The sequence below is a fragment of the Cyclobacterium xiamenense genome (assembly GCF_042140265.1).
Taxonomy (GTDB): domain Bacteria; phylum Bacteroidota; class Bacteroidia; order Cytophagales; family Cyclobacteriaceae; genus Cyclobacterium; species Cyclobacterium xiamenense_A.
Genome location: NZ_CP159481.1, coordinates 3,922,619 through 3,946,724, shown reverse-complemented (window position 1 = coordinate 3,946,724; position 24,106 = coordinate 3,922,619). Strand labels below are relative to the sequence as shown.

Genomic DNA, 24,106 nt, shown 5'->3' with positions numbered 1-24,106 from the left:
TACATTTAATCGTTGTAGTAGAATCTCGGAAAGAATACCTATCCCTTAGCTTTTCTGCCATTTTTTGGCAGCAAAACCAGATAGGAATTCATCGATTAACTTAAACCCTTAGATTGAGACCGCTTATAAACCAAAGTGAGAAGGAGTTGGTACGTTCCCTTAGGCAAGGGGATATGAAGTCGTTCGATGAATTGTATTACCGGTACCTTCCCCGATTGCTCGGTTTTGCCTACCACTACCTGAGCGATGAAATGGAGGCGGAGGAGACCGTACAGGTGATATTTATTAAAATCTGGGAGGGACGTAAATCGCTGGATGAAAACAAAAACTTCAAAGCGTATTTGTTTCAATCCGTTAAAAACCAACTGCTCAATAAATTAAGGGACCAAAGGAAGAACTGCACCATAGAGAATATTCCCGAAAAGTACTGCGTGAGTTCGGAAAATGTTATCGAGAAATTAACTTACAGGGAGCTCGAAGATGCCGCCAATGAGCTCATTCGAAATTTACCCAAGACGCAACAGCGGGTTTTTGTACTGAATAAGATCGACGGTTTGAGCCCTGATGAAATTGCCGCGCAGCTCTGTCTTTCAAGAAGGACGGTCGAACACCACATTTACCTGGCCACGAAATTCCTAAAGGGAGAGTTGATCCACAAGGCTTCCCTTTCCGGACCGTTGCTTTTCATTTTTTTGTAACGAATCTTTCTTTTTTTGCAATGTTCCTTGCTTGAAATGCTCGAAGAATTTCATAGATATCAATCAGAAATATACCGAATTTAGTTTCGATAAATAACCTGGCTAAAGCCGGGTTGAATAAATTTTTTATTTTTTTACGTAATGTGTTTGTTTCAAGTGTATTGCTTGAAACAACCGGTATTTTGAAAGAAGAAAAGCTTATCAGATTTTTAAATCACCGAACCACGCCTGAAGAAAATCGGGAGGTGACCGAGTGGCTGGCGGAAAATGGAGCGGAGGACCGCTTTGTGGACATGCTTCGGAAAAGATGGGACGAGGAAGAACCTCCACAGGTGACCGAATCCAAGCAGCGACAATTGTTGGAGCAGATACATCGGGCCACCTTGAAAGGTCAGATGAAGCGGCCAGCTTCGCAGGTTTTTGGATTCTTTTTTACGTTCGGCCGAATAGCAGCCACCTTTTTATTGGTTGCTTTTACTGCCTTTTACCTGCACGAGGCGTTTCTTCAAAGAGACACCGTAGAACCGCTGGCAGCACTTCCTCCCACGAAAATACAGAAACATACCCAGGCCGGAGAAAAGTTGACGCTTCGCCTTCCGGACGGGTCGGAAGTGATAGTCAATTCCCTTTCAACCATCGCTTTTTATTCGGATTTCGGTAGTCGGACCCGAGAGATTGAGTTGGAAGGCGAGGCGTACTTCTCCATTGCACCTGACAAGGCGCGGCCGTTTCAGGTAAAAACCGGAACGGTACATACAACCGCCCTGGGTACCGAATTCAATGCTTATTCCAGAGATGAAGTTATCCGAATTTCGCTAACAGAAGGCCGTGTCGCCGTAGCCAAGGAGGACCAACTGCTTTCCTTGGAGCCCGGGGAGATGGCTTCCGTTAAATTGGATGGACAGTCGGCGTTGCGCAAGGGTAAGTTTGATCCCGAGCAAACGACTTTGTGGAAGGAAGGAATGATCCGGTTTCAAAGCAAGCCCTTTCAGGAGATCCTGCAATCTCTGGAGCATTGGTATGGCGTCCGTTTCGAGACCTCCGGTGACACGGGCCGAAAAGTCACGGGGCTTTTTAAGAATGAAAGTCTGGAAGCTATCTTAACCGGGTTGAGTTTCTCTCTTGGTTTTGACTACGAAATTGATGAAAAGAATGTCCGAATAAAATTTTGATTGCCTATGAGAAAAATGAAAAAGCAGGATAAAATTCCCATCGCCAAATGAAACATTTTACCCTGCTGCTTTAATGAAATCAATTCAATAAAACATCTAAAATTATGAAAAGAAAAATACTATACCTAATCAAGATGGTATCGAAAAACCTGTTTTACGGCTGTATTATCCAGTGCATGTTCATGACCACCCTGTTGGCCAATGATTCCAAAGCGCAGGTCAAGCCCATTGATGAGACCTTTCTCCGGGTGGCGAATAAAGCCTGGAGTTTGGGCGAGCTATTTAAAACTCTGGAGTCCCGGACCGACTACGTATTCATTTTTCCGGACGATTTGCTTACCGACCGGGATGCGGTCGTGTTGAAAGCGGGAAAACAGTCCGTGAACGATGTCCTGATACAGCTGGCACAGGCTTCCAAGTTAAAGTTCAGGCAGGTAAACAATGCGATCTATGTCGGAGGTACCAATTCCTCCTTGCAGCCAGAAGAGATATCAATCACCATTGAGTTTGTAGAAATCACCGGAAGGATTGTGGACGAACAGGGCCAGCCTGTGCCCGGAGCCACCGTGTTGATCGAGGGGAGCAGTACCGGTACGGTTTCCGACATCGACGGTAATTTTTCCATCGAAGCGGCCGAGGGATCCGTTTTGCTGGTGTCTTTTATCGGCTACGAATCCCAGCGGATAACGGTAAGCAGCCAAACCAACCTAAACATCACCTTACGCGAAGACCAATCTTCACTGGAGGAAGTGGTGGTCGTGGGGTATGGAACGCAGAAGAAGGTCAACGTAATCGGTTCCGTTTCCCAGATATCTTCTGAAAACATCGAAAACAGGCCTGTCCAACAGCTTTCACAGGCCATAGCAGGCCAAATGCCAGGCGTAACGGTAATCCAACGATCGGGCAGACCAGGAGAAAGCGGGGGAAATATTCGAATCCGAGGTGTTGGTTCGTTTGGAGCTACACCCGATGCACTGATTCTGATCGACGGAATACCTGGGAATATGAACGATATCAATCCGGACGATGTGCAGACCATTTCTGTTTTGAAGGACGCTTCGTCGGCTGCGATTTATGGTGCCAGAGCCGCCAACGGAGTCATTTTGGTGACAACAAAAAACGGATCCAATAAAAAGATGACGGTAAGCTATAACGGCTACGTAGGATTTAATGAACCTACTCAGCTGCCTCAATTTGTAGACTCATGGGATTATGCAGCCATGTATAATATCGCTTCCGGGAGCAATAGTTTTACGGAGGATGATATTGCCAACTACCGATCTCAGGCTGACCCTGACAATTATCCGAATACCCGGTTTTTGGACCACGTATTTGCCGGGGATGGCATACAGACAGGGCACACGATTACACTAAGCGGAGGGGATGAAAATAACAAGTATTTTCTCTCCGGTGGACTCCTAAATCAGGAGGGGATCGTTCCAAAAAATAACTACAACCGCTACAATCTACGGCTTAATCTTGAGAACAAGCTAGGTGAGGACTTCAAATTAACCACCAGGTTATTTGGTTCGATAGAAGAACGTAATGAACCCCAGGCCACGGCAAATAAAGGAGGAGAAATGAGTAACCAATTGATTCAAAATGCCATCCGATACCCAGCCGTGTACCTGGGACAGGCCTCAAACGGTGATTTTGGAATTGGACCAGAAAGTGGGGGAACACCCGTATCCTGGTTGCAGTCAGATTCCTACCTGACCAATCCCAGAACACGGACTGGAATAAACATGAAATTGGATTGGACGCCCATCAATGGCTTGGTTTTATCAGCAATTGGCGGATACAATTCTTTTTTATTGGAGCAGCGTTCCTATTTGGCATCTCAACGATTGAACGACGATGTTTTTCACGGACAGTCGTACCTGGATCAATTTAGCAACAAGGAGATTTTTAAAACGGCCCAATTTATTGGCGAGTATTCAAAAAGTATCAATAAAAATAATCTGGATTTTTTGGTTGGATATACTTTCGAAAACCAGGTTTATACCTACTTCAACGGGTATCGACAGGACTTTCCCAGTAATGACTACACGGTGATCGATATGGGAGGCGCTGATAACCAACGGGTTGGAGGGTTTGACGAGGAATGGGCCATACAATCCCTGATTACCCGGGTCAAGTTTAATCACGATGAAAAATATTTGTTTGAAACAACCCTGCGCTACGACGGCTCGTCCCGGTTTCCCGAAAATAACAAATATGCGCTATTCCCCTCCATGGCTGTCGGTTGGAGGCTTTCGGACGAAGCGATCCTGGAAGACGTGAATTGGTTGTCGGATTTTAAATTAAAGGCATCTTGGGGCATTTTGGGTAACCAAAACATCGGAAATTACCCCTATCAAACCGTGCTGAATTCTGGACGGAATTATCCTTTTGGAGGGAGTATTGCCACAGGGGCAGCCTACTCCGATTACAGAGACGATAACATACGCTGGGAATCTACTGAAACCCTGGATTTTGGTGCAGAGACGAGTTTTTTAGAGGGCAAGGTTTCGTTTAATTTCACCTATTTTAACCGAAATACGACCGATATCCTGTTTCAACCCACGGCAAGTGTCTCTTCGATATTGGGTGTAGGCATCGGAGAGATTAATACGGGTGCAGCAAGGAACAGCGGTTGGGAATTCGACTTTGGATTCCGGGATCAGGTAAATGACTTTCAGTACTCCATTTCGGGAAATTTTTCCATTATCAACAACGAGGTCGTCACCTTGGGGCTGGGAAACGTTGAGCAACCCAATGGCCTGGTAGGCAATGGGTCTACTTTGTTTCTAGGCTTTCCTATGGAAATGTACTATGGCTACGAGTCGGACGGTGTGTTCATTAGTGAAGAAGACATTTCCGATTGGCCCAATCAATCTGCCATCACGCCAAATCCCCAGCCCGGAGATATTCGCTATAAGGACATCAACGGACCCGAAGGAGTACCTGATGGCAGAGTGGACCCGACCTACGACAGAAATTTTTTGGGTAGTAGAATCCCCAAATACACGTACGGCCTGAATTTCGGAGCAAAATATAGGAATTTTGACCTCTCTATCTTTTTGCAGGGAGTCGCTGGTGTCGAAGGTTTTTTGAATAATTATGCGGGCTGGGCCTTTTTTAACCTTGGAAACATACAACAGTGGCAAATGGAGGGTAGATTTAACCCAGAGAACCCGGATCGATACCCTGCTTATCCCCGTCTGGAGGTCATTACCAATAGTGGGACGCCCAACACGGTTATGTCTGATTTTTGGGTAACCAATGCATCCTACCTGAGGGTAAAAAATCTACAGGTGGGATACAGCCTTCCTCCTTCCGTCCTGGAGAGAATTGGACTGCAGAGTTTACGACTTTATCTGAGTGGAGAGAACGTACTGTCTTTCACTTCTTATGCGGAGGGCTGGGATCCTGAAATCAATACAGGAGGAGCATATTACCCCATTTTGGCAACCTACACGCTAGGGATCAATGCCCGATTTTAGTTCTAATCAAAAAAGAAATTCATTATGAAAAATATAGCGAAGACTTTCATTTTCCTGGTGATGCTGACATCGGTAGTATCCTGTGATGAAAAACTAGAGCAATTTCCAACCAATGCATTTGCAAGCGGAACCTTTTGGAATTCAGAATCCAATGCCCTGATCGCACTGACGGGTATGTACCGCGGAAATATTAATTACGGAACACAAGTGGTCCCTTCGGATTGGTGGACCTATTGTGGGATCGTATTTTTAGAATTTGCAACCGATAACGCCTATGACAGGAGGGGGGATAATTCCACCTATAACCGGCTTACGGACGGTACTTTGTTACCCAACAATAATGTGGTCAACGGCTATTGGCAAGGCTCCTACCGGCGAATTGCGATCACAAATGATTTTTTGGAGAACATCGATAACGTAGACATGCCCGAGGAAAAACGCGAGCGGATGAAAAGCGAAGCGAGATTTTTGCGGGCGACACAGTATTTTTACCTGTTCTCAGTTTTGGGGAGACGTGCCCCTGGTGACCTCCACCTTAACTCCGGACGAAGCCAACACCGTACTAAAATCTCCGAAATCCGAAATCGTTGACTTCACCATTCGTGAATTACAGGATGCCGTGGCCGGACTGCCAAGATTCTCAGATATTCCATCTTCAGAAATAGGTAGGGCAAGCAAGCAGGCGGCATTGGCATTTCTCGGGAGGTTATTCCTGGCGGAAAAGCGGTACCAAGAGGCTTCGGAAGTGTACCTGCAAATCATCAATTACGGGGATAACATCATCGATTCCGAATACGGTCCGCTGTTCAATACCCAAAACGAAAACAGCAGCGAAAATATCTTTAGTGTACAGTTTGTTCCCGGGCTTGCTCCAAATGCAATGCCTCAACACGCCTATCCGGCAGCGTCCAGTGGTTGGCACATCATCAACCCGCTTGGAAGCCTGGCAGAGGAATACGGGTTCGATGATGGTACACCTTTTTCTTACAACGATCCAAAGTTTGTTCAGGAGGACATGGGAGCGAACCGAGATCAGCGGTTTCGCGATACGTTTATCTGGAACGAGTCGAGCTTTCAGGGTAGGAGATACGTTTGCCATCCCGATTCGACACAGTCCGTAGATCAGCTAACGTATTCCAAACAGGCAACACGAACAGGATTCGGCTTCAGAAAGTATTTTGATGAATCCTTCAACGGAAATCTCCGGAACGATTATGGGGGAAATATCCCGGTCATTCGCTATGCCGAAGTTTTACTAAGCTACTTGGAGGCAGAACTTGAAGCGGGTAATGCCATCACGCAGGATTTGTTGGATCAAACCATCAATCGTGTTCGAGGAAGGGAATCGGTAGATTTACCCCCCATTACCGAGACCAACCCGGATGTACTCCGCGACATCCTTCGACGCGAGCGACGGATAGAATTGGCGTTTGAAGGGACGCGCTTATGGGATATTTTCCGGTGGGAAATTGGAGATGAAGTTTTAAATGGTGATTTTTGGGGAGCACCGTTTCCCGATTCGGAAAGGTACCCTACTACCTCAATCAAGTTGGACCCGCAATCCAGATGGTATGTCACCTCGAAAAGCTTTCGGCCCGGCATTGACGACCGCTGGCCCATTCCGGAATCAGAAACAAACATCAACCCAAACCTGGCAGATTAGTTACCTATGAAAAGAAGACATGCAGTAAAAGCAATCGCGCTCGGAACCGTGACTCCCCATTTGCTTTTGGGCGCATCCCCTGTTGGGAAAAACGGCCCAAAGGCCCCGAAAAATATATCGGCAACGCCCTTCGCATCTACCTGGCATCAATGGCCGGACATGCCTTGGATAGGACCGGAATATTGGGCAAACCGGCTGCAGGATTGGGAAATCAGAAACGGCAAGGCCGTTTGCGTGATCGCAGACAAGAACCGTTCGCTACACAGCCTTACCCATCAATTGGGACCCGCAACCGGGAACTTTACCCTGCAAGTTCGCCTGGAATGGCTCAATGCTGCAGCCAAAGGTATCCCCCAAGCCTATGCCGGATTTCGTCTGGCAGCCAAGGGTAAATTTCCCGATTACCGCTCGGCGGCGGTTTTTGGCCAGGGATTGGACGCAGGTATCAACGGGCAGGGATACTTGTTTGTAGGAGAAAAAATGGGTAGCCAGGCTGTACCGCTCGATAGGGAAATTAGCCTGCGCATCGATGGAAGGGGTAACGAATTGCAACTCAAAGCCGCGGATGCAAGCACCGGTAAATTACTGGCCATGTTGACCTATACCCAGCCCAATGCCAACTGGGAGGGAAACCTGGCCCTATGTGCTCATTTCCCATTGGAGGGAAACAGCGACCCTTCGGCAGCCTTTTCCGACTGGCAGATTTCCGGCGATACACTCGTCGGTAGCTCTGAGCAGACCTTCGGCCCCATCTGTTTTGCCCAGTACACGCTGCACCGGGGTACCTTGAAGTTGGCTGCACAGCTTGCGCCTGTCGATCGGATTGCTGGTTTGGACGTAAGCCTGCAAGTGTACACAAATGGTCAATGGAAAACCATCCAGACCGGTAAACCCGATCCCCTCGGCCGGGTAGTGCATTTCCGTCAGGAAAACTGGAATTCCGATGCAGCCGTTCCCTACCGGGTAAAAGTGGACCTGCCGCTGAAAACCGGCACACAATCCTATACCTACGAAGGGACCATCGCCCGGGAACCCAGCTCCGAAGAAAACGTTAAGATGGCGCTGTTTAGTTGCAACGCGGATTACGGCTTCCCCGACCAGGAGGTCGCCGTGAACGTGGGCAAGCAGCGACCGGACATGGCCGTGTTTCTTGGCGATCAATTTTATGAAAGCACCGGAGGTTTTGGCATCCAAACCTCACCCTTGGAAAAATCCAGCCTGGATTACCTGCGCAAATGGTACCTATTTGGCTGGTCGTACCGGGAAATCTTCCGTCACATTCCCGGTGCCTTCATACCCGATGACCACGACGTGTACCACGGTAACGTCTGGGGTGAAGGGGGAAAATCAGCCCCTACCGACGAAGGATGGGGCTACGTGGCACAGGATCAGGGAGGCTATAAAATGCCCCCCGAGTGGGTGAACATGGTCCAATTGACCCAAACCGGACACCTTCCGGACCCCTACGACCCCCGCCCGGTCAAACAGGGAATCGGTACCTACTACACCGATTGGCTCTACGGAGGCATCAGTTTTGCTATTCTGGAAGATAGAAAATTCAAATCTGCTCCCAAAAATGTGCTGCCCAAAGAGGCCAAAGTACTCAATGGGTTCATTCAGAATCCGGAATTCAATATCAAAGCACATTACGACGTGGACGCCCAGCTTTTGGGTGAACGACAACTCCAATTCCTCGAGCACTGGTCCACCGACTGGTCCGGCGGAGCTGAAATGAAAGCGGTATTGTCGCAGACCAATTTCTGCACGGTCGCCACCCTGCCGAAAGGGAGCATCATCGATAGCATTGTCCCCAAACTGCCCATTCCCCCTCCGGGGGAATACGTTACCGGCGATGCCCCTACCACGGACATGGACTCCAACGGCTGGCCGCAGAAAGGGCGGGATGAAGCCTTGCGAATTATTCGAAAGGCCTTTGCCTTACACCTGGCTGGCGATCAACACCTGGCTTCGGTCGTGCATTACGGGGTGGAGGAGCACGGGGATGCTGGCTATGCCTTTGCCGGGCCCGCATTGAATAACCTCTTTCCCAGAAGATGGTGGCCTGAACTGCCGGAAGGGCACGCTCCCTTGCCGGAAAAACCGGCCTATACCGGTGATTTTGAAGACGGATTTGGCAACAAGATCACCGTCCACGCCGTGGCAAATCCTCAAAAGACGGGTCGTGAACCCGCCCTGATCTACGACCGGGCCACGGGTTACGGTCTGGTCACCTTCGACAAGGAACAGAAGCAAATGCGGCTAGAGTGCTGGCCCCGGTACGTGGATCCGGAAGAAAATCCAGAGGGACAGTATACCGGCTGGCCCATTACTATTTCCCAGCAGGACAATTACGCCAGAAAAGCGGTCGGCACCCTGCCCGAATTGGATCTGCGTGCCTGTAAGCAGCCGATCGTTCAGGTGGTGGATGAGGAGACAGGTGAGTTGGTGTATTCCCTGCGTGTACGGGAAAAACGCTTTCGACCCAAGGTCTTTACCCAGGTGAAACACCTGGTACGTGTATTGGAAGACCAAACGAATCGAGAAACGGTTTTTTCCGGATTGACGCTAGATCATTTGGAAAAAACGACGTTACAAGTCATCCCACAACCTTTAAAAGCCTAAACGGAATCTATTTTTCATCTATGCCCCAGAAAAAAACAATGACATACACCCCTGCATTCCTGCTTGCTGCATGTTTTCTGAGTATCGGTATTGGCTGCTCCTCAGAAAAGCCCACCACCGCTGCGAAGCCCAACATAATTTTCATTTTGGCAGACGATTTGGGGTACGGTGACCTGGGATCCTATGGGCAAAAAATGATCGAAACTCCGCATCTGGACGCGCTGGCAGCGTCGGGGATGCTTTTTACCCAGTTTTATTCCGGGGCTCCCGTATGCGCGCCTGCCCGCGCGGTGTTGCTTACCGGGCAACACAGCGGTCGGGCACAGGTAAGAGGCAATGACGAGTGGGGAGAACGCGGGGATGTATGGGATTACCGGGCCATGTTGGCCGACAGTACGTTGGAGGGGCAGCGACCCATCGCTGCGGGTACCACCACCCTGGGTACCTTGTTGCAAGAGGCCGGATATACTACAGCTGTAGTGGGCAAATGGGGATTGGGAGCCCCGCACACAGTGGGGGTTCCCAATCAACAAGGCTTCGACTATTTCTTTGGGTACAATTGCCAGCGGCAGGCACATACCCTGTATCCGGTGCACCTTTGGGAAAACGATCGCCGGGTCTACCTGGACAACGATACTGTACCTCCCAATACCCGGCTGCCGGAGGGAGCCGACCCCTATGACCCAGCCAGTTATGCCGATTATTTTCTGACCGATTACGCTCCCGAACTGATGTTTGATCGGATACAGGATTTCGTTGCCCGGGAAAAGGATAATCCGTTTTTTCTTTATTGGGCCACGCCGATTCCGCACGTACCCTTGCAGGTGCCCAGGAAATGGATCGATCATTATGTACAGAAGTTTGGTGACGAAGAGCCCTACCTGGGGGAGAACTCTTATTTTCCGACCCGGTACCCCCGGGCCAGCTATGCCGCCATGGTGAGTTATCTGGACGAGCAGGTAGGGCAGTTGGTGGAGCAACTCAAGCAAGAAGGTATCTATGAGAATACCCTGATTGTCTTCACCTCTGATAATGGCCCCACGTTTAACGGAGGCACGGATTCTCCCTGGTTCAATAGTGGCGGTCCATTTAGGGAAGAGCGCGGCTATGGCAAGGGTTTTTTATACGAAGGGGGGATTCGGGTCCCGATGATTGCTTCCTGGCCCGGGGTGATTGAGCCCGGTTCCCGAACGGACCATGCCGCAGTGTTTTACGACCTGATGCCAACGCTGGCGGAAATTGCTGCGGTAGAAGCCCCTTTTGATTCGGATGGAATCAGTTTTTTTCCTGTGTTGAGCGGGAAAAAACAAGCGGCGCATCCCTTTCTGTATTGGGAATTTCCTTCCTATGGAGGACAAATGGCCGTACGAATGGGTAATTGGAAAGCATTGCGCCTGGATATTCATGCGGGGGATTCGGAATGGGCCTTGTTTGATCTGGCGGCAGACCCGCTCGAAACGCAGGACCTGGCAGCCGAGCACCCGGAAATTATTCGGGAAATCGAAACCATCGTAGCCACCGAACACGTGCCCGCTGCCAATTCGCGATGGCGGTATCCGGCGTTGGGAGAATGAAACGAGCTTGTCGGATAGGGGTAAGGACCGACCGATTACAACTTGTACGTTATTTGTTACTAATGAGGAACGGCCGTATTTTTTGGGCATGAAATTGGTATTTCGCAAGATACCGCGTAATTTGACTCCGTATTGAATTTATAAGGGTCATGCAGGTAAAAAACCGGTTCTATGCCTATTCGGGCATTTTGTTTTCGCTTTTTGTTGGTGCAACGATGTACGGCTGTGGGGACATGGAAACCGAGCAGGAAATTCCCGATCAGGTGAGTTTTAACTTTCATATCCGCCCCATCTTGTCAGACAATTGTTTTGCCTGCCACGGGCCGGATGCCAATAAACGGGAGGCAGGATTACGGCTGGATACAGAGGAAGGAGCCTACGCCGCCCTCAAGGATAATCCCGACAAACATGCCCTTGTACCCGGCAAACCCGGAGAGTCCATGTTGTTCGCCCGAATCACTTCGGAAGAGACATCGGAAATGATGCCGCCACCAGCGTCGAATTTGAAGCTGTCCGATTATGACAAACAATTGATCCGCAAATGGATCCAGCAGGGGGCGGAATACCAGCCCCATTGGGCCTTTGTTCCCCCGCAAAAACAAGATCCTCCCGTAAATAGCTATCCAGGTTGGTCGGAGCATCCCGTAGACCGCTTTGTCTACGAAAAAATGCGTGCTCATGGGCTACAACCCAACCCGGAAGGAGAAAAAGCGCACCAATTAAAGCGGCTGAGCCTGGACCTGACAGGACTACCCCCCAGTCCGGAAGAGGTCCGCAGTTTCGTAGAAGGGCAGCGGAGTTGGGAAGACATGGTGGAGTTGTACCTGAGCAAACCGGCCTATGGAGAAAAAATGGCCCTGCTTTGGCTGGATATTTCCCGGTACTCCGATTCCTTTGGATACCAAAACGACAATATTCGTACCCAATGGCCGTACCGGGATTGGGTAATTCATGCCTTTAATAAAAACCTGCCCTACGATACCTTTTTGACCTGGCAATTCGCAGGCGATTTACTCCCGGAGCCAACCAAGGAACAGTTGTTGGCGACCGCATTTAACCGCAACCACAAGATTACAGAGGAGGAGGGAGTGATCCATGAGGAATACCGGGTGGAATACGTGTTGGACAAAACCAACACCTTTAGCAAAGTCACCCTGGGAATGACCATGGAATGCGCCCAATGCCACGATCACAAGTACGATCCGGTTTCCCAAAAGGACTATTTCAGCCTCTATGCATTCTTTAACAACACACCCGAAAAAGGATTTGAAGGCGGAGCCGGTTCACCCGTTCGCGCGAAAACCCCTTTAATTTGGGTAGACGAGGAGGATACCAAAGGCATCCTGTCCTTTGTCAACCATCCCGATACCGCCCGGGTGGCAGTTTCTATCATGCAGGACCTTTCGGATTCGATTCGGCCCACCCACGTGCTGGACCGGGGATTGTACGATGCTCCGACAGGAGAGCCGTTACTCCCCAGTACACCGGCGGTGATCAAGTCTTTTGACACCGACTTGCCGCGAAACCGACTGGGCCTGGTACAATGGGCGTTGGCACCGGACCACCCGCTTACCTCTCGGGTTTTTGTTAATTTGATTTGGCAGGAGCTATTCGGAACCGGCCTGGTACCCTCGGCAGGTGATTTTGGCATGCAAGGCAAGTTGCCGACCCATCCCGAGCTACTGGATTGGCTGGCCGTGGATTTTCGGGAAAATGGTTGGGACATGAAGCAGTTGATCAAACGTATCGTGAGCTCCGCTACCTACAGACAATCTGCTGTGATTCAGCCCCTGCACCTGGAAAAGGATCCGGATAACGTGTACCTGGCCCGGTATCCCCGCATGCGGCTGCATGCCGAATTGATCCGCGACTTCGTGCTCTCCAGCAGCGGACTGCTGGTGCCCGAAATTGGCGGGCCCAGTGTGAAGCCCTATCAGCCGGAAGGGCTGTGGGAAGCATCCAGTTCCGGAAGGGGGGAGCTAAACATGTACCGACAGGATAAAGGAAACAAACTTTACCGAAGAGGGATCTATACCTTCATAAAATTGACCCTTCCTCCCCCCGCACTGCTGATCTTTGACGGAAGCAACCGGGACATTTGTCAGGTGAGCCGAAACCGTACGAACACCCCGTTGCAGGCCTTGGCATTACTCAACGATCCGATGGTATTGGAAGCCTCCCGGGTACTAGCGGAAAAACTGACGGACCGTCGGCAGCCGACTGAATCAGCGATAGAAGAAGCCTTCATCCGTGTATTGTGCCGGTTTCCTACTGAAGGGGAAAAAGAGGCCTTGCTGGCTTTTTTCCAGGAGGAACTGGATAGGTACCGCCAGGACCGAGCGGCCGCTATGGAATTATTATCGGCTGGCGAATACCCTTCCCGGAGGCATGAAGCGCCCGAGCGTCCGGCAGCACTGATGCAGGTCATTGTGGCCTTGTACAATCTGGAGGAAACGCTTACCAAAACCTAAATCTGCAAGTCCCCCGGTGAACCATTGCCTTTCTTTTCCATTTCCAAAATGGCTTCCGAACGGTTAGGCCCGTTGTCATAGGTCTTACCGATTACCCACGTTTCACGACGTTAACCCGCATCGTTTTTCCGATGGCTTAACAAAAAGATAATTTTTATTTTTACACAGGTAGTTAGGGAATTATTCGAAATAGTTATACCTTTAGTAATTATATTTTATGATTATCCATTTCTCTGCCAATCTTTTATCTGAGGTGGAGGAGGAGGTCCGTGCGGCACTGTTGCCAGAAGTGTTAGCGGCCTACCGGGCAGTGGATCCGTGCCTGTTAGCCTTAAACCCGAAATCCGCTTGGTTTGCGCCAAACCGGTCAGAATTTGAATTAGAACAGCTCGTTTTTTGCTAAAACAGTTAGTTTTTTTACACATTTGTCGGCCATTTGTCGGAATTTTTGCTTGATCCGGGTAGTACTCGTTGTTGGATGATCCACAGTAGTTGGATCTCCAAAAGGTATCCCTCCCTTTTTATTGGAGGGATGTATCTGGCCTGAATCGTCGAATGGATCCGCTTCACGCTCCGTACATTCGTCCCTTTCCTTTTTCCCGAAAGGGCCGAAGTTTCGCTCTGAACCGAATTCCTTTTAGGATCTCATGCTTTTCAAGCTGCCTTCCGTTCTGGTTTTTCCAGTGCCGGGCATTCCTCGCCTGGCGAGGAACTGCGCGTCGCGGAGGACACAACCAACCAATCAACCGTAAACCCAACAGCTCCAATGAACCTGGAAAATAGTTCCTGATCTCGATCCAATTCGGTTTCGGGTTACTCGTATGACATCGGTATTTTTTTTCTCTGCTTCCTGAAACCAACCAAGATGCAGGCAAGCCAAACGATGGTATTCCCGACCCGTCCCCGACCCAATCGCCTCTGTGGCTGATTGTCTTCTGTAAATCCGGGTAATTGTCAGTGGACTTGCTATGGCAGGTCCAGTTTCCTAACCCGGATCGTTTTAATTCTTATAAACCAATATCCAATGAAAAATAAATTACGTAAGGCAGCATCTACACTGCTCCAAAGGGCAGGGGTTGCCCTGGCTTTTCCCCTACTGATCTGCCTATTGCTCATTCAGCCTTTTCAGGCTGCAGCTACTGCCGCTGACGGCCCCGACTTGATTGAAAGCGAGGCCGATGTTACCATCAATGGAACGGTGCTGGACGAAAACGGGGAGGCACTTCCCGGCGCGACCGTTTCGGTACAGGGTACCACCCGCGGTACCGTCACGGATCTGGATGGGAAATTTTCCATCACCGTACCGGAGGAATCTACCCTGGTGGTTTCCTTTATCGGCTATCAGGCACAGACGATCAAGGTCAGCAATCAATCGAATCTAACCATTCGACTAACCCAGGATGCCTCGGCACTGGAAGAAGTGGTGGTGATCGGATACGGTACCCAGCGAAAGTCCGACCTAACTGGTTCGGTAGGATCGGTTGGAGAAACTGAGTTAAATGAGCGTCCTGCTCCTTCCCTCAACCAGGCCCTGGCGGGTAGGGTAGCAGGGGTGCAGGTAAATGTAAACTCCGGTAGACCGGGAGGAAGGACCAATGTGCGTATTCGTGGATTCAGTTCCATCAATTCGTCCAATAATCCCCTCTACGTAGTGGATGGGGTGATGCTGCCCATGGGTACGATGACCCAAGCCAGCAATCCAATCGATTACATCAATCCCAATGATATCGTGTCGGTAGAAGTACTAAAAGATGCTTCGTCTACCGCAATCTACGGATCCAGAGGGGCAAATGGGGTAATCCTGGTTACCACCAAGAAAGGAAAATCCGGTGACGGTACCCTGACGTATAACGTGGACATGAGCGTGAATACCATTGGGCCCAATAGGCCGGAGGTATTGAATGCAGAAGAATACCTTGCTGTGGAAGACCTTGCCTGGAGAAATATGGAGAAATACGACCCGGTCGGATGGGATGCAGGACGATGGGCGTACCTGAATCCTGCCCTCAGGCGTACGGACCCCCGGGTATTTGACAGTCAGGGAAACCCGCTGCACGATACAAATTGGCTGGAGGAAACGACACAAAATAAAATTTCACAAAATCATCAGTTGGGTTTTACTGGCGGAAACGAACGAACGACCTACTCCTTGTCCTTGGGCTACAGGGATGATCAGGGCTTGTTGAAGACATCGTACCTGACCCGGTATTCCACCCGGTTTACGATTGAAGATAAGGTGAAATCCTGGCTGACCATTGGAGGAACGCTTAGTTATAACTCCCAGGAAGAAAACCTGGTGGATGTAAGTGATGCAGTTCCACGCCAAATTGTGGAAGATTTCCCATTCCTGCCTGTTCGGTACGAAGATGGTGTTTTTGCAAACAACCGCGACTATCCCTTTGCTGAAGGGACCATGAGTTCCATGCACAGGCTCTATGGTCGGCGGTATGTGCTCAATACCCAGACAACACTTGGAAGCGCTTACTCAAATATAAAATTTGCCGAAGGACTGGAAATGCGAACAGTTTTGGGGGTGAATATCATGACCCAGGAAAACAACCAGTCCAGTACCCGAACACTCTCTATAGCTCAGAACGGGACGGCCTCAAAAAGCATGATGCGGGATAATTTCTGGTCTTTGGAAAACTACCTGACCTACAACAAAGTATTCGCTGACAGGCATGCGTTTACCGGTTTGTTGGGAATATCCTGGCAGGAAAATACGTACACGTCCATGAGTGCCAGTATTCAGAATTTTGCAACCGATTTTTTCACTTATGATAACCTGGGAGCAGGCTCTCAGTTGCCTCGTGTAGGATCCGGTGCCAACAGGCATTCACTGAACTCCTATTTTGCCCGCGTCAATTATATCCTGGATGGCAAATACCTCTTTACGGCCACCGGAAGAGCGGACGGTGCTTCAAAATTCGGTGAAAACAACAAATATGCCTTTTTCCCTTCCACTGCGGTGGCGTGGAGATTATCCGAAGAAAGCTTCCTGAAGGGGAACAGCACGATTTCTAATTTAAAATTAAGAGCAAGCTATGGACTTACCGGTAACTCGGAAATCCCTCCTTACTCTTCACTTGCCTTGCTTAGTTCGAATTATTCGGCGATCTACAACGAATCTCAGGTTGGCGGCACCGGCATCAATCGACTTGCCAATCCCGATTTGAGATGGGAAAAAACGGCACAAAGTGATATTGGGTTGGAACTGGGCTTGTTCCAGAATAGAGTTACCGTAGAGATGGATTATTACTACCGAAAGACCACCGACATGCTTCTTGATGCTCCGGTTCCAAGAACCAGTGGATATGCAACGATACGAAGCAACGTTGGTTCTATGGAGAATAAGGGTATCGAGTTTACGCTCAACACGGTCAATGTCGAGAAAGCTGACTTTACCTGGAATACTTCCTTCAATCTTTCTGCAAATAGAAACAAGGTGTTGTCACTGGCTACTCCGGCAGATATTTTTGGCGTGGGCGGACCCAACTTTACCAACGCGACAAACATCATACGGGTAGGCGAACCCGTGGGTTCATTTTGGGGATTGGTACGATTGGGAATCTGGAGCGAAGAAGAAAGAAGTGAGGCGGCAGAATACGTAAGTTATAGAAACGGTTTGACAATCCTTCCGGGTGACGTCAAGTACCTGGATGTAAATGGTGACAAAGCCATCAACGATTCCGACAGGATGATTATTGGAAACGGTAACCCCAATATGTGGGGAGCCCTGACCAATAACCTACGGTTCAGAAATTGGGACTTGACGCTTGATTTACAATACATGTACGGCAATGATTTGCTGGACATGAACCTGCATCCAAGTGAAGACCGGCAAGCACTGGCAAATAGCTACCGCACCGTATTGAATGCCTGGACACCTACCAACCAAAATACAATGGTGGCCGAGATCCGGGATACCCGTGCCGGTTACGTAACGAACGTAGACTCACGTTGGGTAAAAGATGCTTCTTTTCTAAGAGGTAGAAACGTGCTCATCGGATACACTTTCCCTACAGAAGTTGCTAACCGTATCAAGTTAAGCAGGTTGCGTGTGTACAGCACGGTTCAGAATTTCTTCCTGCTCACGGGTAGTGAAATCATCGGTGATCCGGAAGTGGCACCCATACGGGGAGGGAATAATAACAATGTCTTTTCGCAAGGGATGAACTGGCATGCCTATCCCAAGCCTACCACCTACATGCTTGGCCTACAGGTAACCCTTTAATCGATTTGGAATAACCTAAATGAAAACAACAATGAAATTGATTATAAAAAAATGGTCCCTGTCCTATCTTTCACTAGGATTGGCACTGCTTATTTTTACGACAGGCTGCGAGGAATTTCTCAGCGAAGAGGACCCCTCAAACCTAACGCCGGATTCCTTTTACACGATTCCGGATCATGCGGAAGCGGCACTTGCCGCGGTGTATGCAGATATGCGTTTCTATGGTGGTGGTTCCGGGATTTTCTCTTCCACCTGGCAGCTTCTGGAGGCACCTACCGGTACGTCAACGACAGAGACCGCTCAAAATTCCGACCTGAACAACTTATATGGGTTAATTTATGACGGTAGGACGGAGCATGTGATTAATTGGTGGAACGGTCTATATAAAGTAATCGCCCAGGCCAATATGGTCCTGGACAGGGTTCCTGCGATAACTCCAATGGATGAAAATCAAAAGCGGAAGATTTTAGGCGAAGCACGGTTTATAAGAGCCTGGGCCTATTTTTATGCTGTTCGATTATGGGGAAATGTACCGTTGATTACGGCACCTCAAACATCTAGTTCAGAGGATTTTAGACCCGCACCTGCGCCCCAGGAACAAGTTTATGCGCTAATCGTGGAAGATTTGCTGGCAGCAGAAAGTGCCGGTCTACCTTGGATGGACCCAAGTGGCCGGGTTTCTTCCGCCGCTGTAAAATCTCAATTGGCGAAAGTGTACCTGACCATGGCCGGATTTCCCTTGAATCGCGGCGCCGAATATTATACGCTTGCGGCCAACAAATCGCTTGAGGTAATTGAATATGCCAACGCGAACCCCGGTTCCATCAACCTGTTTCCAAACTACGGCGATCTGCACAATGAAAACAATGGTAACCGGATCGAGCATCTGTTCATGCTACAGTACAATGTGATTGTTGCAGGTAACCCGATGAACAACATGTTTCCAAACTTTAAGCCGGTGACATTTCAAGGTCCTTCCGGTACAGGAAGTACCGTTCCAACAATTGAATTCTACAATTCGTATGAAGAGGGTGACAAGCGAGCAGTCAATCAGGAAGGCTTCTTCTATACCACCTATTATACCAACGGAAGCGGTGAGGAATTTGATTTAGGTGCTCCTTATATATTCAAACATTTCAACCGAGCTGCATTAGGAACAGCCGGCGTGCCCGGTAATCGAGCGAATAACCTCAACGTACCGTTGATCCGGTTTGCTGAAGTGCTGTTGATCTATGCCGAAGCCCAAAATGAAGTGGGTGGACCCAATGCAATGGCTCATGAAAGTTTGAAGCGGATCCGAGACAGGGCAGAACTTATGACACCTTCCTTGGGGGAATTTACCGCTGCTTCTTTCAGAGAGGCCGTTTGGAAGGAAAGGTGGCACGAGCTATGCTACGAGCAAATTACCTGGTTTGACATGTTGCGCTTGCGTAAAGCCTATAACGAACTGACAGACGGTTTCGATGATTTCGTCGGCCATGTCAACCTGAGCTCCAATCAGGCTTTGCAAAGCATGCACTTGTTGATGCCGTACCCCTTGCCTGAAATGCAGAACAACCCTAATCTACAACCCCAAAACCCGGGATTTCCCTAATACCGGGACCCCTGTAATAAATTAATAGAAGCTTCCCGATAAACTACGGTTTTTCGGGAAGTTTACATTATATTCAACCATAAACCCGAAATCGCGATTACAATGAATAAATTAGCTAAAATAAACCGAAGAAAGTTTTTAAACCGATCAGTTTTACTTGCATTAACGCCTCCTTTGCTATCGCACTACGACGATATTTTTAAAAGAAGGAAAAAACTCCGGCATGTTTGCGTAGGGGTAGGGGGTATGGGTTGGCACGACCTGAATCGCTTTAAATCCCACCCGGAGGTGGAAATTGTAGCGATTTGTGACGTGGACGAAAACCATTTGGCCAGGGCATCGGAGCTACTGCCGCAGGCAAAAACCTATACAGACTGGCGAACCTTGTTTGCGACTGAAATGGGGAATTTCGATTCCATAAATGTGAGTGTGCCGGACCACAATCATTTCCCAATCAGTTACCGGGCCATTCGGGCAGGCAAGCACGTGTATTGCCAGAAGCCCATGTGCCATGACGTGGCTGAAATCAGAAAGCTTACCGAAGCCGCCAAAAAGGCCGGTATTGTCAGCCAGCTGGGAACCCAACATGCCTCCGGTAAGGGAGACCGTACCGCTGTGCAATGGATAAAAGAAGGGCACATCGGAAAAATCAAGCAGGTATACCTCTGCTCCAATCGGCCCGGAGCAACAGAGGCCTATCGGTTTGAGGGACCCCGACCGGCGAATGGAGAAAATCCCCCCGCTCACGTGCATTGGGAGCAATTTATCGGGACAGCGCCGATGCGTCCCTATGCACCCAAAATTTACCATCCTTCCAAATGGAGGGCCTGGCAGGATTTCGGTACCGGTTGGTCCGGGGATATCGGTTGCCATATTCTGGACGCCGTTTGGAAAGGAATGGGATTGACTGCTCCGCTTTCGGTGACTGCGCGGGTGCAGGAATCCTGGGAGCAATCCCCCGCCAGAAGAGCGGATACCTGGCCACAGAGCAATCACATTACCTGGGTGTTTCCCGGCAACGACATGACCGCATCCGATGAATTGACGGTGGAATGGTTTGACGGCGAATTTTATCCCCCCGAAGCCGTGCGGGCGTTGTATTCCCTGGAGGAGTATCCGGCGGAGTCGGCCATGCTGATTGGTACCGAGGGAGCGCTCTTGATTCCCCATACCAAAATGCCCGTGCTATTGCCGGAAAGCAAGTTTCAAGCGGTAGCCAATCCTGATCTCGAAGAACGGGACCATTACCATCATTTTGCAGATGCCTGCCTGGGCAAGGTAAAGACCGAAAGCGATTTTGCAGTCTCCGGCCCCATGTCCGAAACGGTGATCTTGGGTACCGTGGCAATTCGCATGCCCAATACCTTGCTGAAATGGGATGCCCGTAGGATGAAAATCAGCCAGCCGACCGAAGCCAACCAGTACCTGTCTCGAAAGTACCGAAAAGGCTGGGAAGTTTGATTTTCTGCAGATAAGCTGGCAATTAGTTTTGGGAGAAGAGAATGGGAAAGCCTAAACCGATGTTGTAAGGAATTCGGTTTAGGCTTTTAACGTATTCGCTAGCTTCGCCCCGATCTTTTAACCCGAAACAGGAAACGGACCCTCTCTTGCCTATTTCTTGTTCGGTGGATATGCGATCAAAAAAGTACCCGTTTTGCATAAAAACTGCGTGTACACCGGCAATTTGGAAAATTATTCAGTAATTTAGAATTTCTGCTCAAATGACCTGGCCCGGCCCTTTTATGCAAATTAAAATTTTCCTACTGGTACTTGCGTTCCTTTGCGCCACCCACCTCGAGGGGCAATCCCTGCTCCCGGAAAAACCGAATATTCTTCTTATTTTAACGGACGATCAGGGGTATCACGACGTGTCCTACTACGGAACGAAGGACATTCGAACGCCCCATATCGATGCCTTGCGAGCTGAGGGCATGCGGCTGGATAATTTCTATACCAATTCGCCCGTTTGCGCTCCTACCCGGGCCTCTCTGATGTCCGGCCGATACCCCGACCGGGTTGGCGTGCCGGGACTGATACGCTCCATCCCGGACAATACCTGGGGCTATCTGGATCCGAAGGCGATACTTCTTCCGGCCCTGCTACGCGAAAACGGCTACCACACAGCCCATGTGGGCAAATGGAACCTGGGCCTTGAAAGTCCTAACCTTCCCAATGAACGTGGATTTGATCATTTTCATGGCTGGTTGGAAGACATGATGGACGACTACTGGACGCATCGCCGGCACGGGAGGAATTACATGCGGCTTAATGAAGCCAGTATCGAACCAGAAGGCCATGCCACCGACTTGTTTACCCAATGGTCCGTTCGATTACATCCGTTCACGGAAGGATACCGAGGAGCCTTTTTTTCTATACCTGGCTTACAATGCTCCCCATTTTCCGGTGCAGCCTCCGGAAAAATGGCTTGAAAAGGTGAAACGCAGAGAACCGGGCGTATCCGACACCCGTGCCTCCCTGCTGGCCTTTATCGAACACATGGACGAGGGAATCGGGAAAGTGGTGCAGGCACTTAAGGAAACCGGGCAGTACGACCGCACGCTCATTATCTTCACCAGCGATAATGGGGACATTTGCCCAGCGAGGCAAACAATGGTCCTTTGAGAGATGGCAAGCAAAGTATGTACGAGGGAGGATTAAAAGTGCCGGCCCTTGTTTCCTGGCCCGGTCGGATTGCGGCCGGATCGGTATCCGGGCAAATCAACCTGACCATGGATGTACTGCCCACGTTGGCCGAACTGGTGGGGGCAAGCCTTCCCGAATCGATAGACGGGCGGAGTTTTTTGCCAACCCTGCTCGGCAAAGAAATGCCAGTCACCGATCGTCCCCTGTATTTTGTACGCAGGGAAGGTGGAACCCGGTACGGTGGGAAAGCCTATCATGCGCTGAGAAGAGGCGATTGGAAACTGTTGCAGAACAGTCCCTATCAAGCCATGGAATTGTACCACCTGAAAGAAGATCCCCTGGAACAAACGAATCGAATCGAACGTGATCCAGAAGTCTACCGGGAATTGCACCGACTGCTGCGGCTGCAAATACAGGAAAGTGGAAAAGTGCCCTGGCAGCGCCCCGACGAATGAAGAACAAGCAACACCCAATAAATCATACACCATGAAATTAATCGTTCTATCTGTACTCAGCCTTTCTTTGAGTTTTTTTAGTAGCAGCGAAACGTTGCCAGCGGCTTCGGTTTCGAAAGAAATGGATCCGCCCAATATCATCGTAATATTTGCAGATGACCTGGGCTACGGGGACTTAGGTATTTTTGGACACCCGACCATCAACACGCCCAACCTGGACCGCATGGCCATGGAAGGGCAGAAGTGGACCAATTTTTACGTGGCCGCCTCCGTTTGCACGCCCAGTCGGGCAGGGCTGCTTACCGGAAGATTGCCCATTCGCTCCGGCATGAGTAGCGATAGACGACGGGTCTTGTTTCCGGATTCCAAAGGTGGCTTGCCACAGTCAGAAATCACCATTGCCCGGGCCCTGAAAGGAAACGGGTACCGTACCGCTGCTGTTGGAAAATGGCATTTGGGGCATTTGTCTCCCCATTTACCCACGGATCATGGTTTTGATAGTTATTTTGGTATTCCGTATTCCAACGATATGGACAAGGTCGAAAAAACGGATCACTTTACGCTGGCTGACGAGGAAAGGTACCAGGCCTATAACGTTCCCTTGATGAGAGACAAGGAAATAGTGGAACGTCCGGCAGACCAGCGAAGCATCACCCGTCGGTATACGGAAGAAGTGGTAAATAAAATTAACGAATTCGGGAAAGATCCTTTTTTCATTTACCTGGCTCATAACCTGCCCCACATTCCCCTTTTCCGCTCGGCAGAGTTCCGGGATCAGTCCCTGGCGGGCATCTACGGAGACGTGATCGAAGAAATAGACTGGTCCGTGGGGCGAATTCTGCAGGGCCTTAAAGAAGCCGGAGTGGCAGAGAATACACTGGTTGTCTTTACTTCCGATAATGGTCCCTGGCATGTGTTCCGAAACCACGGAGGTACAGCCGGTCTGCTGAGAGGAGCAAAAGGTGGTACTTTTGAGGGAGGCATGCGCGAGCCTACGGTATTTTGGTGGCCGGCTGGGATACAACCTGGCGTCGTACGCGATATGGCCACTACCATGGATTTATTGCCAACCTTTTGTGCCTTGTCGGGTACCGAGTTGCCGGATGACCGGGTGTACGATGGCTACGACCTGAGTCCGCTGCTGCGCGGTACGGGAAAAAGCGGAAGGGAAACGGTGTTTTATTACCGCGGTCAGAAGATCTATGCCGTTCGTAAAGGGGATTACAAGGCCCACTTTATCACCCAATTGGAATACGGTAATCCTACCGCACACCCCGTGACCCAGCCTCCGATACCCTTGGAAAATTCCCCGACCGTTTTGGAAACGCCACTTTTGTACAATGTGGCCGTCGATCCGGGCGAACGATTGAATATAGCGGATGACCATCCGGAAATCATCGCGGAAATCAGGGCGGTCATGGAAGCCCACAAGGCGGGCGTGGTGCCGGTAGAAAATCAATTGGAAAAATAGATCCCAAAAAAGTGCCGAAAGCAT

At 49.7% G+C, this 24,106-nt stretch carries 15 protein-coding genes; all 15 read left to right on the top strand.

Features of this window, described 5'->3' with window-relative positions; all coding sequences use genetic code 11:
* Positions 1 to 113 precede the first annotated feature (113 nt).
* The 15 genes from ABWH99_RS16065 (at position 114) to ABWH99_RS15995 (ending at position 24,082) form a co-directional block, all read left to right on the top strand.
* A complete protein-coding gene (locus ABWH99_RS16065) occupies positions 114 to 698 on the top strand; it encodes an RNA polymerase sigma factor (protein WP_375582854.1) in 585 nt (194 codons plus the stop codon).
* 182 nt (positions 699 to 880) lie between these two features.
* Positions 881 to 1,870, top strand: coding sequence for a FecR family protein (locus ABWH99_RS16060; RefSeq protein WP_375582853.1), 990 nt, complete (start codon positions 881 to 883; stop codon positions 1,868 to 1,870).
* A 104-nt stretch (positions 1,871 to 1,974) separates the two neighbouring features.
* Positions 1,975 to 5,355: a TonB-dependent receptor gene (locus ABWH99_RS16055; RefSeq protein ID WP_375582852.1), complete on the top strand. Its 3,381-nt coding sequence runs from the start codon at positions 1,975 to 1,977 to the stop codon at positions 5,353 to 5,355.
* Positions 5,356 to 5,379: 24 nt separating this feature from the next.
* Positions 5,380 to 5,946 (top strand): RagB/SusD family nutrient uptake outer membrane protein, encoded by a 567-nt coding sequence (locus tag ABWH99_RS16050; RefSeq protein ID WP_375582851.1) that lies wholly within the window; start codon positions 5,380 to 5,382, stop codon positions 5,944 to 5,946.
* Positions 5,879 to 7,018, top strand: a complete 1,140-nt coding sequence (locus tag ABWH99_RS16045; protein WP_375582850.1) for a RagB/SusD family nutrient uptake outer membrane protein — start codon at positions 5,879 to 5,881, stop codon at positions 7,016 to 7,018. The genes ABWH99_RS16050 and ABWH99_RS16045 overlap by 68 nt, the downstream gene beginning before the upstream one ends.
* 6 nt (positions 7,019 to 7,024) lie before the next feature.
* Complete coding sequence (locus tag ABWH99_RS16040; protein WP_375582849.1) at positions 7,025 to 9,640, top strand: alkaline phosphatase D family protein; 2,616 nt, start codon at positions 7,025 to 7,027, stop codon at positions 9,638 to 9,640.
* Between the two features lie 38 nt (positions 9,641 to 9,678).
* Positions 9,679 to 11,214 carry an arylsulfatase gene (locus ABWH99_RS16035; RefSeq protein WP_375582848.1) on the top strand — a complete coding sequence of 512 codons (1,536 nt, stop codon included), beginning with the start codon at positions 9,679 to 9,681 and terminating at the stop codon, positions 11,212 to 11,214.
* A gap of 149 nt (positions 11,215 to 11,363) precedes the next feature.
* On the top strand, positions 11,364 to 13,685 hold the full coding sequence (locus ABWH99_RS16030; protein WP_375582847.1) for a PSD1 and planctomycete cytochrome C domain-containing protein: 2,322 nt from the start codon (positions 11,364 to 11,366) through the stop codon (positions 13,683 to 13,685).
* 1,024 nt (positions 13,686 to 14,709) lie between these two features.
* On the top strand, positions 14,710 to 17,919 hold the full coding sequence (locus ABWH99_RS16025) for a SusC/RagA family TonB-linked outer membrane protein (RefSeq protein WP_375582846.1): 3,210 nt from the start codon (positions 14,710 to 14,712) through the stop codon (positions 17,917 to 17,919).
* Between the two features lie 31 nt (positions 17,920 to 17,950).
* Entirely contained in the window at positions 17,951 to 19,513 is a 1,563-nt protein-coding gene (locus tag ABWH99_RS16020) for a RagB/SusD family nutrient uptake outer membrane protein (RefSeq protein ID WP_375582845.1), read from the top strand.
* Positions 19,514 to 19,615: 102 nt separating this feature from the next.
* Complete coding sequence (locus tag ABWH99_RS16015; protein ID WP_375582844.1) at positions 19,616 to 20,974, top strand: Gfo/Idh/MocA family protein; 1,359 nt, start codon at positions 19,616 to 19,618, stop codon at positions 20,972 to 20,974.
* 281 nt (positions 20,975 to 21,255) lie between these two features.
* The gene (locus tag ABWH99_RS16010; protein WP_375582843.1) at positions 21,256 to 21,942 is read left to right on the top strand and encodes a sulfatase; all 687 of its coding nucleotides are present in this window, start codon (positions 21,256 to 21,258) and stop codon (positions 21,940 to 21,942) included.
* Complete coding sequence (locus ABWH99_RS16005) at positions 21,848 to 22,135, top strand: sulfatase-like hydrolase/transferase (protein WP_375586586.1); 288 nt, start codon at positions 21,848 to 21,850, stop codon at positions 22,133 to 22,135. Before ABWH99_RS16010 ends, ABWH99_RS16005 begins: the two co-directional genes overlap by 95 nt.
* Entirely contained in the window at positions 22,132 to 22,611 is a 480-nt protein-coding gene (locus tag ABWH99_RS16000; protein WP_375582842.1) for a sulfatase, read from the top strand. Before ABWH99_RS16005 ends, ABWH99_RS16000 begins: the two co-directional genes overlap by 4 nt.
* A 31-nt stretch (positions 22,612 to 22,642) precedes the next feature.
* A complete protein-coding gene (locus ABWH99_RS15995) occupies positions 22,643 to 24,082 on the top strand; it encodes a sulfatase (protein ID WP_375582841.1) in 1,440 nt (479 codons plus the stop codon).
* Positions 24,083 to 24,106 lie beyond the last annotated feature (24 nt).

What these genes read in the sequence shown, in the direction of transcription:
- ABWH99_RS16055 (WP_375582852.1), top strand. Translation starts at nt 1,975, where the DNA reads ATGAAAAGAAAAATACTATACCTAATCAAGATGGTATCGAAAAACCTG.
- ABWH99_RS16050 (WP_375582851.1), top strand. Translation starts at nt 5,380, where the DNA reads ATGAAAAATATAGCGAAGACTTTCATTTTCCTGGTGATGCTGACATCG.
- ABWH99_RS16040 (WP_375582849.1), top strand. Translation starts at nt 7,025, where the DNA reads ATGAAAAGAAGACATGCAGTAAAAGCAATCGCGCTCGGAACCGTGACT.
- ABWH99_RS16035 (WP_375582848.1), top strand. Translation starts at nt 9,679, where the DNA reads ATGACATACACCCCTGCATTCCTGCTTGCTGCATGTTTTCTGAGTATC.
- ABWH99_RS16030 (WP_375582847.1), top strand. Translation starts at nt 11,364, where the DNA reads ATGCAGGTAAAAAACCGGTTCTATGCCTATTCGGGCATTTTGTTTTCG.
- ABWH99_RS16025 (WP_375582846.1), top strand. Translation starts at nt 14,710, where the DNA reads ATGAAAAATAAATTACGTAAGGCAGCATCTACACTGCTCCAAAGGGCA.
- ABWH99_RS16020 (WP_375582845.1), top strand. Translation starts at nt 17,951, where the DNA reads ATGAAATTGATTATAAAAAAATGGTCCCTGTCCTATCTTTCACTAGGA.
- ABWH99_RS16015 (WP_375582844.1), top strand. Translation starts at nt 19,616, where the DNA reads ATGAATAAATTAGCTAAAATAAACCGAAGAAAGTTTTTAAACCGATCA.
- ABWH99_RS16010 (WP_375582843.1), top strand. Translation starts at nt 21,256, where the DNA reads ATGCAAATTAAAATTTTCCTACTGGTACTTGCGTTCCTTTGCGCCACC.
- ABWH99_RS15995 (WP_375582841.1), top strand. Translation starts at nt 22,643, where the DNA reads ATGAAATTAATCGTTCTATCTGTACTCAGCCTTTCTTTGAGTTTTTTT.